The following is an 8,674-nucleotide window of genomic DNA, read 5'->3' as shown; positions in this document are numbered from 1 at the left end:
GGTTTTGTCGCCAGCCCGCAGCGGCATCTGCAGTATGCGGCCAAGGTCATGCTCAAGTTCAAGTTGCTGGAGGCCCGGCAGCTGGCGCGTGATGAGCTGCTGGCCTGGGCGCGCGGCACGCATTATCTGGAAAAGCTGTTTGCCCGGCAGTTTGCTGATCTGTCGTTTGAACAGGGGCTGGACCTGCTGGTGCAGGATCTGGTGCGCTCGGGGGCGGCCACGCTGCAGGGCGCGGTATTGCACAATGCCTGACATGGCGGCCGCCAGGATGGCACGCGACGGTAGTACCGAACTTTTGCCGCCAGAAGCAGTCGAAGCGGTCGGCCTGACTGCCGAACCTGATGTGGCGGGCTATCCATCTGACGGCATGGGGCCGTTCTGATACCGTTTTTGAGGAGTGATTTTGTTGCGAAACATCAAGTATTTGTCGTCACAGCGCTGGCCCTGGCTGCTGCTTGCCGTGGTGGCCGCGTTCTTTGAAGGCAGCGCGCTTTACCTTCAGCACCGGCTGCAGGTGGAGCCCTGCAACGAATGCATCTACATCCGCCTGGCGGTGGCGCTCATGGGGGTGGCCGGACTGATCGGAACCCTGGCCCCGAGGTGGCAGGCCGTGCGTCTGGTGGCCTTGGCGGCCTGGGGCGGTGCGCTGGGGTGGGGTTTGTACCGGGCCACCCTGTTGCTGGACCTGGAGCGCATCGTGCGCGAGGGCGGGCAGGGCAGTTGCGCCCGCTTCAAGGGGTTTCCGAACTGGATGCCGCTGGATCAGTGGCTGCCAGAGATGTTTGAGCCCCGCGCCATGTGTGGCGACGTCAGTTGGACGTTTCTGGGGCAGTCGGTCACGTTCTGGATCTGGGTGTCGATGTGGGTGCTGGCGTTGGTGGCCGGGCTGGTGTTGCTGGCCCAGTTTCAACGGTCTCGGCCCCGCCTGGTGGGTGAGCCAGCTTGAGCGCAGCACGATGATTTGATGTAGAGGAGACACAACAATGGCAATTACCAAAGGTTTTCGGGCACTGGTGGACGAAGCCATGGCCGAGGTCAGGACCTATTCCGTGGACGAGGTCCGTGCCCGTCTGGACGACCCGGCGGTGCAGATCGTGGACATCCGCGACGTGCGTGAGCTCGAGCGCGAAGGCACGGTGCCGGGCTGCATCAACGCCCCGCGCGGCATGCTGGAGTTCTGGGTTGACCCAGCTTCGCCCTACTACAAGCCGGTGTTTGGCGACGAGTCCAAGGAATTCATCTTGTTCTGCGGCGCTGGCTGGCGCAGCGCCCTGGCCACCAAGACGCTGCAGGACATGGGCATGTCCAATGTGGCCCACATCGACGGTGGTTTCACGGCCTGGGTCAAGCAGGGCGCGCCGGTCGAGTCGTTGGATGCGCACAAGGCGCGGCGTCACCCCAAGGGTTAAGCTGGTGCTGCTACTACTTTATGGATAGTTGCTTGGGCTTGGGATGCCAGGACAGATTTTTGCGAGCAAGGGGCTCAGTGCATCAATCAAGGGCTCTGGTGAGGTTTCGACATCAGACCCCGGCCAGCAGGCCTGAAATTCGGATATTTCCAGACCAATGACTTGGTTGTGAGCCAAGACGGTGGCGGCCTGCAGCTCCACGTCCCACTGGGTGGCCAATGGCGGTGCGGGAGTGCCCAGCACATCGGGTGTCAAACCAAGCCGTTGCGCCAAAGCCAGCCCCAGGCATTCAGAGCCGCGCATGGCCAGCGGGTTCCGGTCAGCCACCCGGCCCCGAAAAAGGGTGAGTGCAGCGGATTTTTCAGTGCATGGAGAGGTGTTTTGTGGATGTTTGGGCATGGGGTTGGCGCGTGGTGGGGCCGATATGATGCAAAGCACTTGGCTAGCTAGGGTACGAAGAATTGTAGGTGTTACCATGGTGTCACTAAATTGGAGCATGCCATGGCCGTCACCACCTCGTTGAAACTCTCGGACGCACTCAAAGCCACGATTGCCCAAGTGGCCGCGCTGGAAGGCAAATCGGCGCATGCCTTGATGGTGGACACCTTGCAAGCCGCCATGGACGATGCGCTGGCTCGGCAACAGTTTTATGCCGATGGCGAGGCGGCGTACCAAGACACGTTGCAAAGCAACCGGGTGTTCCGGGCCGAAGATGTGAAAGTCCATGTGTTGGCCCGCGCTCGTGGTGACAAGCCGCTGGCCCCGAACCCGGTGGCGTTTGATGCCAGCCAACCCATGCTCAAGGCATGAATGATCTGCTTTTCTCAGAGCGTGCCTTGACCGACCTGCAAAGGCTGGCTGATTTCTTGTGGGCAACCGACCCGCATGCGGCAGAGGCCACGGCCACGGTGATTTTTGATGCTCTGGAAATTCTGCTGCATAGCCCGGAGATCGGGCGCAAGGTGCGAGCAGGCAACCGGGAGTTGGTGATTTCGCGTGGGCACACCGGCTACCTGGCCCTGTACAAATTTTTGCCAACCAAGTCACAAGTGCTGGTTTTGGCCCTGCGTCATCAGCGTGAGGCTGGGTATAAAAGCCTGTGAAGTTGCGGCTGAACAATCGAAGTGAGCTATGAAATTTGAAGCCATCCTGTTTGATTGCGATGGTGTGCTGGTTGACAGCGAACCGATGACCCATGAGGTGTTGCGTGGCATGCTGGCCGAGCGGGGCTGGGTCATGACGCAGGCCGAGTGCATGCAGCATTTTGTCGGCAAGACCCTGCGTGACGAGCGTGCAGCCATTGAGGCACATACCGGGCAGCCGCTGACCGAGGTGTGGCTGGACGATTTTTACCAGCGTCGTAATGCGGCGCTGAAAGCGCATCTGCAGATCATGCCCGGCGCCCGCGCGGCGGTGCAGGCGGCCCACACGCTGGTCCAGGGGCGCATTGCCTGTGCCTCGGGGTCTGACCGTCCCAAGGTGCAGATGATGCTGAACAAGGTCGGGCTGATGGATTTTTTCGACGGACGGGTGTTCACCGGCCATGAGATGCCGCGCTCCAAACCCGCGCCCGATGTGTATCTGGCTGCAGCCGGGCATTTCGGGCTGACCGGCGCGTCCTGTCTGGTGATTGAAGACACCACGGTGGGGGTGACGGCCGGGGTGGCGGCAGGCGCCACCGTGTGGGCTTTTTGCCCACGGCCCGAATACGGCGATGCCCTGCTGCAAACCGGGGCTAGCCGGCTGTTTTCGGCGATGGCGGAGCTGCCGGCGCTGCTGGCTGCGGCGTGAGGGTGTTGGCGCGCCGGAATTCAGCCGGGGACTGCCCGGTCCAGCCCCGGAAGGCGCGGATGAAACTTTTCTCGTTCTGAAACCCGGCGGCATCGGCCACCTGTTTGATCGGGCGGCTGCTGCGCAGCAGCAGGTCCTGCGCCCGCGCCCGGCGCACCTCGTCTTTCAGCGCTTGCAGCGTGGCCCCTTCGTCCTTGAGCTGACGGTGCAGGGTGCGCGCCGACAGGTTGAGCACGGCGGCCAGATCGTCGGCGCTGTGGGTGGACTGGGGCTGGGTCAGCAGCGCCTGGCGCACGCGCTGCACCAGCAGGCGGTCGCGCCGGTAGTGCAGCACGGTCAGCGGCAGGGCGCGTTGCAGCATCTGGCGCAGTGCGGCCTCATCCCGGCGCAGCGGCAGGGTCAGATAACTTGCATCAAATTGGATAGCTGCTTGCGCTTGATTGAACTGGGCTGGAGCCTTAAAAAGCACTGAATAAGCATCCCGATGGGCCGGTGCCGCAAATGGAAACTGCGCCCCCGTCAGGGGAATGCGCGAGTCCACCAGCCAGCACGCCAGCCCATGAAAATTGCGCAGTACCGAGACCAGGCAAAACTCACGCAGCGGCCCCAGGTCGCGGTGTTCGGTGATCGTCAGGGTGGCGACAGCGCCTGAGGTGCCCAGCGTGAGGGTGATGTCGTCGGCAATCAGCCCATGGTGACGGCACCAGCGCCGCATGGCCAGGCCCAGGTTGGGTGCGCTGATGCTGGCCCGTGCCAGCATGCCGTAGCTGCCCCAGGGCAGGCGGCGGCTGAACCAGCCCAGGGCCTCGTCGTCGAGCGCCTGCATGGCCAGGCCGGAGATGGTTTCCATTTGTGCGGCGCTGATGCGCGCATCGGCATGCTCCAGAAGTTCTGGCGTAATTTGTGCCTCAGCCAATGCTGCTGACGGATCCATTCCCCGTTGTCTGTAGGCGTGAACAATAGCGCTGACAAAGGCCATCGGGGTTGCGGCGGCGGTGCTGGGGGGGCGGCTCATGGGGGCAAGTGTGTGCGAATTTGGCAGTATTTGCAACCTTGGTGACGCCCACTCGTGCGCTTGTGCTTCTATGCTCAGGCCGATCACAATGGCGCATCGTTCAACGGCTGCCACCTCAGACACACAGAAAGATTGTCATGCCTGCGTTAGAAACCAAGCTCAACCCCCGCTCTGCCGAATTTGCCGCCAACGCCGCCGCCATGCGCGCCCTGGTGGATGACCTGAACGCCAAAGTGGCCCAGATCGAACTCGGCGGCGGTGAAGCCGCCCGCGCCAAACACACGGCGCGCGGCAAGCTGCTGCCGCGTGAGCGGGTGCAGATGCTGCTCGACCCCGGCACGCCGTTTCTGGAACTCGCCCCGCTGGCCGCTTTGGGCATGTACCCGGATCGTGATGGCTCGGACAGCGCCCCCGGCGCAGGCATCGTCGCCGGCATTGGCCGCGTCAGTGGCTGCGACTGCATGATCGTCTGCAACGATGCCACGGTGAAGGGCGGCACCTATTACCCGATGACCGTCAAAAAACACCTGCGCGCACAGGAAATTGCCCAGCAAAACCACCTGCCCTGCATCTATTTGGTGGACTCGGGCGGGGCCAATTTGCCGAATCAGGACGAGGTGTTCCCCGACCGTGAGCACTTTGGCCGCATCTTCTACAACCAGGCCACCATGAGTGCCTTGGGGCTAGCGCAGATCGCGGTGGTTATGGGCAGTTGCACCGCGGGCGGGGCCTATGTGCCCGCCATGAGCGACGAGGCCATCATCGTCAAAAACCAAGGCACGATTTTTCTGGGCGGCCCGCCGCTGGTGAAGGCCGCCACGGGTGAGGTGGTGAGCGCTGAAGACCTGGGCGGTGGCGACGTGCACACGCGCCTCTCAGGCGTGGCCGACCACCTGGCGCAAAACGACATGCACGCGCTGGCGCTGGCCCGCACCGCTGTCAAGAATTTGTATCAAAAAAAGCCTCTAGCCCAGGTGGATCATGCGCCAGTAGCTCCTAAATATGCAGCAGAAGAGTTGTATGGCGTGATCCCGGTGGACACCCGCAAGCCGTTCGACGTGCGCGAGATCATTGCCCGCATCGTCGATGACTCGGACTTTGACGAGTTCAAGTCGCGCTTTGGTACGACGCTGGTGTGTGGTTTTGCGCGCATCGAGGGCATGCCGGTCGGCATCATCGCCAACAACGGCATTTTGTTCAGCGAGTCGGCGCTCAAAGGCACGCACTTCATCGAACTGTGCTGTCAGCGCAAGATTCCTCTGGTGTTTTTGCAGAACATCACCGGCTTCATGGTCGGGCGCAAATACGAGAACGAAGGCATCGCCCGCAACGGGGCCAAGATGGTCACGGCGGTGGCCACTGCGGCGGTGCCCAAATTCACCATCATCATCGGCGGCAGCTTTGGCGCCGGCAACTACGGCATGTGTGGCCGCGCCTTTGGCCCGCGCTTCTTGTGGATGTGGCCCAACGCCCGCATCTCGGTGATGGGCGGCGAGCAGGCCGCCAGCGTGCTGGCCACGGTGCGCCGCGATGGCATCGAAGGCAAAGGCGGCGAATGGAGCGCGGCGGAAGAAGAAGCCTTCAAAGCCCCGATTCGCAACCAGTACGAGGTGCAAGGCCACCCCTATTACGCCACCGCCCGCCTGTGGGACGACGGCATCATTGACCCCGCCGACACCCGCCGGGTGCTGGCGCTGGGCTTGTCGGCCAGCCGCAATGCGCCCATTGAAGACACCCGGTTTGGACTATTTCGCATGTAATGTGTATGATTTGTGAAATTTATACACATCGAGGGATTTAACCATGCGAACCAATATCGAGATTGACGACAAGTTGATGGACTTCGTCATGTCCACCGGGGACTTCAAAACCAAACGCGAGGCGGTGGAGGCGGGCTTGCAGATGATCAAGCGGCGCAAAGCCTACGATGCGCTGCTCGCCGCGCGCGGCACCTTGCATTGGGACGACTCGGACGAAGCCTGGGCCAGGCAGCGCGCTGAGGTGTCCGCTGAGGCTTCTGCTGCGCAAGGTGATGCTAAAGCTCCGCTCATCGTGCCGGAATTGGCAGTGCATGAACCTGCGACTGCGTACAAAGTGGCGAAGCCGGTGAAAGAAAAAGCCATCGACACACCCAGCAGCACCAAGCGTAGAACCAAGAAGGCGGCGGCATGATCCTGGTTGATTCCAGTGTCTGGATCGACTTCTTTCGGGGTGCCACAACCCCAGCAACGGCGCAGTTGGTCAAGTTGCTCAAGGCCGAGCAAATTGATGCAGATGTCGGCGTGGCCGACCTGGTGATTTACGAGGTCATGCGTGGTTTCAACAAACCCAAAGATCGTCAGCGTGCCAAAGCGCTGCTGCTGGATATTGCGGTCGTTGAAATTGGCGGGCTCGACAACGCACTGCTGGCCGCCGAGCACTACAGCGTATTGCGCCAAAACGGCTACACCGTCCGCAGCCCCATCGACGTGCTGCTGGCCAGCTACTGCATCACCCACGGCCACATGCTGCTGCATCGCGATGCCGACTTTGATGCGATTGAAACCTTGAGAGGACTGAAATCATGGCCACACTGAAGATTGAAACCGGCGCGGTAGCCACCGTCACCCTGAACCGCCCCGAAGTTCGCAACGCTTTCAACGACGAGGTGATTGCCGAACTGACCCAAGCTTTCACCGCGTTGGGTCAAGACCCGCAAGTGCGCGCCATTGTCCTGGCCGCAGAAGGCCCAGCCTTTTGTGCCGGGGCCGACCTGAACTGGATGCGCCGCATGGCCGACTACACGCATGCTGAAAATCTGGCCGACGCAGCGCAACTGGCCGAGATGCTGCGCGTGATCTACACCTGCCCCAAACCCACCGTGGCACGCATCCAGGGCGATGTCTACGCTGGTGGCATGGGCCTGGTGGCGGCGTGCGACATGGCGGTGAGCGTCGATACGGGCAACTACTGCCTCAGCGAAGTCAAGCTCGGCCTGTACCCCGCCACCATCAGCCCCTACGTGCTCCGCGCCATGGGCCCCCGCGCCGCACACCGCTACTTTCTGACCGCCGAGCGCTTTGACGCCGCAGAGGCTTTGCGCATCGGTTTTGTGCATGCTGTGGTGCCTGCTGACCAACTGGACGACAAACTGGCCGAGATCACCAAAGCGCTGCTTAACGCCAGCCCCAACGCGGTCAAGGCGTGTAAAACCCTGCTGCACGATGTGGCCGGCAAAGACATCGATGCCCCACTGATTGCCCACACGGTGGAAGGTATTGCCAGCATCCGCGCCAGTAGCGAGGGCAAAGAGGGGGTGCAGTCTTTTCTGCAAAAGCGCAAGCCGAGTTGGCTGGTCTGACCCAGGGCGGCATCGAATCATTTTTGGAGACAGCATGTTTAACAAAATCCTCATTGCCAACCGCGGCGAGATCGCTTGCCGCGTTGCCGCCACCGCCCGCCGTATGGGCATCCAAACCGTGGCCGTGTATTCCGACGCCGATGCCAGCGCCAAACACGTCGCTGCCTGTGAAGAGTCGGTGCACATCGGTGGCAGTGCGCCCCAAGACAGCTACCTGCGCTGGGAAAAAATCATTGCCGCAGCTCAGGCCACCGGAGCCCAGGCCATTCACCCCGGCTATGGTTTCCTGAGCGAGAACGAAGACTTTGCCAAGGCCTGCGCGGCGGCGGGGCTGGTGTTCATTGGCCCGCCCGCATCGGCCATCCAGGCCATGGGCTTGAAGGCGGAATCCAAACAACTGATGGAGCGTGCTGGTGTGCCCCTGGTGCCCGGCTACCACGGCGCAGACCAAGACCCGGCGCTGCTGCACCTCAAGGCCGACGAGATCGGTTACCCGGTGCTGATCAAGGCCAGCGCAGGGGGCGGCGGCAAAGGCATGCGGGCGGTGGAGCGTTCGCAAGATTTTCTGGACGCGCTGGCCAGTTGCAAGCGCGAAGCCATCAACAGCTTTGGCAGTGACGCGGTGCTGATCGAGAAATACGTCCAGCGCCCGCGCCACATCGAGATCCAGGTGTTTGGCGACACGCTGGGCAACTATGTCTACCTGTTTGAGCGCGACTGCTCGGTGCAGCGCCGCCACCAAAAAGTGCTGGAAGAAGCCCCTGCGCCGGGCATGACGCAGGCGCTGCGCCAGCAAATGGGCCAGGCCGCCGTGGCCGCCGCGCGTGCCGTGAACTACGTCGGCGCGGGCACGGTGGAATTCATCGTGGAGCAAGGCGAAGACGGCAGCATGGCTTTCTTCTTCATGGAAATGAACACCCGCCTGCAAGTCGAGCACCCGGTCACAGAAGCCATCACCGGCCAGGACCTGGTGGAGTGGCAATTGCGCGTGGCCAGTGGTGAGCCGCTGCCGCTGGCGCAAGACCAGCTCAGCATCACCGGCCACGCCATCGAAGCGCGCATCTGCGCCGAGAACCCCGACAACAACTTCCTGCCCGCCACCGGCCTACTTTCGGTGTA

12 protein-coding genes and 1 pseudogene are annotated in these 8,674 nt (G+C 62.2%); 11 read left to right on the top strand and 2 right to left on the bottom strand.

Annotation, left to right across the window (positions count from 1 at the left end; translation table 11 throughout):
• The 3 genes and pseudogenes from PHW99_RS08895 to PHW99_RS08885 all read left to right on the top strand — a co-directional run.
• A pseudogene (locus tag PHW99_RS08895) lies at positions 1–252 on the top strand (MBL fold metallo-hydrolase); the annotation flags it as partial.
• A 154-nt stretch (positions 253–406) separates the two neighbouring features.
• Positions 407–946: a disulfide bond formation protein B gene (locus PHW99_RS08890; RefSeq protein WP_300175854.1), complete on the top strand. Its 540-nt coding sequence runs from the start codon at positions 407–409 to the stop codon at positions 944–946.
• 37 nt (positions 947–983) lie between these two features.
• Positions 984–1,409 (top strand): rhodanese-like domain-containing protein, encoded by a 426-nt coding sequence (locus tag PHW99_RS08885; protein ID WP_300175851.1) that lies wholly within the window; start codon positions 984–986, stop codon positions 1,407–1,409.
• An 18-nt stretch (positions 1,410–1,427) separates the two neighbouring features.
• Here the strand turns inward: PHW99_RS08885 and PHW99_RS08880 are convergent, their stop codons facing one another.
• Positions 1,428–1,712 carry a hypothetical protein gene (locus PHW99_RS08880; protein ID WP_300175848.1) on the bottom strand — a complete coding sequence of 95 codons (285 nt, stop codon included), beginning with the start codon at positions 1,710–1,712 and terminating at the stop codon, positions 1,428–1,430.
• Between the two features lie 198 nt (positions 1,713–1,910).
• On the opposite strand from PHW99_RS08880, the gene PHW99_RS08875 reads away from it, so the two are divergent.
• The 3 genes from PHW99_RS08875 to PHW99_RS08865 are packed head-to-tail and all read left to right on the top strand — an operon-like array spanning position 1,911 to position 3,200.
• The gene (locus tag PHW99_RS08875; RefSeq protein WP_300175845.1) at positions 1,911–2,219 is read left to right on the top strand and encodes a hypothetical protein; all 309 of its coding nucleotides are present in this window, start codon (positions 1,911–1,913) and stop codon (positions 2,217–2,219) included.
• A complete protein-coding gene (locus tag PHW99_RS08870) occupies positions 2,216–2,512 on the top strand; it encodes a type II toxin-antitoxin system RelE/ParE family toxin (RefSeq protein ID WP_300175842.1) in 297 nt (98 codons plus the stop codon). Before PHW99_RS08875 ends, PHW99_RS08870 begins: the two co-directional genes overlap by 4 nt.
• A 28-nt stretch (positions 2,513–2,540) precedes the next feature.
• Entirely contained in the window at positions 2,541–3,200 is a 660-nt protein-coding gene (locus PHW99_RS08865) for an HAD family phosphatase (RefSeq protein WP_300175839.1), read from the top strand.
• On the opposite strand, the gene PHW99_RS08860 is transcribed toward PHW99_RS08865, so the two are convergent.
• Positions 3,145–4,215: an AraC family transcriptional regulator gene (locus PHW99_RS08860; protein WP_300175836.1), complete on the bottom strand. Its 1,071-nt coding sequence runs from the start codon at positions 4,213–4,215 to the stop codon at positions 3,145–3,147. The two genes, PHW99_RS08865 and PHW99_RS08860, sit on opposite strands and share 56 nt — an antisense overlap.
• Positions 4,216–4,352: 137 nt before the next feature.
• On the opposite strand from PHW99_RS08860, the gene PHW99_RS08855 reads away from it, so the two are divergent.
• The 5 genes from PHW99_RS08855 to PHW99_RS08835 form a co-directional block, all read left to right on the top strand.
• Positions 4,353–5,975: a carboxyl transferase domain-containing protein gene (locus PHW99_RS08855; protein WP_300175834.1), complete on the top strand. Its 1,623-nt coding sequence runs from the start codon at positions 4,353–4,355 to the stop codon at positions 5,973–5,975.
• A 43-nt stretch (positions 5,976–6,018) separates the two neighbouring features.
• Positions 6,019–6,387, top strand: coding sequence for a type II toxin-antitoxin system VapB family antitoxin (locus tag PHW99_RS08850; protein ID WP_300175831.1), 369 nt, complete (start codon positions 6,019–6,021; stop codon positions 6,385–6,387).
• The gene (locus PHW99_RS08845; protein WP_300175828.1) at positions 6,384–6,791 is read left to right on the top strand and encodes a PIN domain nuclease; all 408 of its coding nucleotides are present in this window, start codon (positions 6,384–6,386) and stop codon (positions 6,789–6,791) included. The genes PHW99_RS08850 and PHW99_RS08845 overlap by 4 nt, the downstream gene beginning before the upstream one ends.
• The gene (locus tag PHW99_RS08840; protein WP_300175825.1) at positions 6,779–7,555 is read left to right on the top strand and encodes an enoyl-CoA hydratase/isomerase family protein; all 777 of its coding nucleotides are present in this window, start codon (positions 6,779–6,781) and stop codon (positions 7,553–7,555) included. The genes PHW99_RS08845 and PHW99_RS08840 overlap by 13 nt, the downstream gene beginning before the upstream one ends.
• Positions 7,556–7,589: 34 nt before the next feature.
• Positions 7,590–8,674: biotin carboxylase N-terminal domain-containing protein (locus PHW99_RS08835; protein ID WP_300175822.1), on the top strand; the 1,085-nt coding region annotated here is incomplete at its 3' end.

It is taken from the genome of Rhodoferax sp., from assembly GCF_028689305.1.
In the GTDB taxonomy this organism is placed as follows: domain Bacteria; phylum Pseudomonadota; class Gammaproteobacteria; order Burkholderiales; family Burkholderiaceae_C; genus Rhodoferax.
Note: the sequence above shows the minus strand (reverse complement) of the source record. Positions and strands in the feature narration are given on the sequence as shown.

Coding starts and splice junctions, on each gene's coding strand:
- PHW99_RS08885 (WP_300175851.1), top strand. CDS start 984: ATGGCAATTACCAAAGGTTTTCGGGCACTGGTGGACGAAGCCATGGCC.
- PHW99_RS08880 (WP_300175848.1), bottom strand. CDS start 1,712: ATGCGCGGCTCTGAATGCCTGGGGCTGGCTTTGGCGCAACGGCTTGGT.
- PHW99_RS08875 (WP_300175845.1), top strand. CDS start 1,911: ATGGCCGTCACCACCTCGTTGAAACTCTCGGACGCACTCAAAGCCACG.
- PHW99_RS08870 (WP_300175842.1), top strand. CDS start 2,216: ATGAATGATCTGCTTTTCTCAGAGCGTGCCTTGACCGACCTGCAAAGG.
- PHW99_RS08865 (WP_300175839.1), top strand. CDS start 2,541: ATGAAATTTGAAGCCATCCTGTTTGATTGCGATGGTGTGCTGGTTGAC.
- PHW99_RS08860 (WP_300175836.1), bottom strand. CDS start 4,215: ATGAGCCGCCCCCCCAGCACCGCCGCCGCAACCCCGATGGCCTTTGTC.
- PHW99_RS08855 (WP_300175834.1), top strand. CDS start 4,353: ATGCCTGCGTTAGAAACCAAGCTCAACCCCCGCTCTGCCGAATTTGCC.
- PHW99_RS08850 (WP_300175831.1), top strand. CDS start 6,019: ATGCGAACCAATATCGAGATTGACGACAAGTTGATGGACTTCGTCATG.
- PHW99_RS08845 (WP_300175828.1), top strand. CDS start 6,384: ATGATCCTGGTTGATTCCAGTGTCTGGATCGACTTCTTTCGGGGTGCC.
- PHW99_RS08840 (WP_300175825.1), top strand. CDS start 6,779: ATGGCCACACTGAAGATTGAAACCGGCGCGGTAGCCACCGTCACCCTG.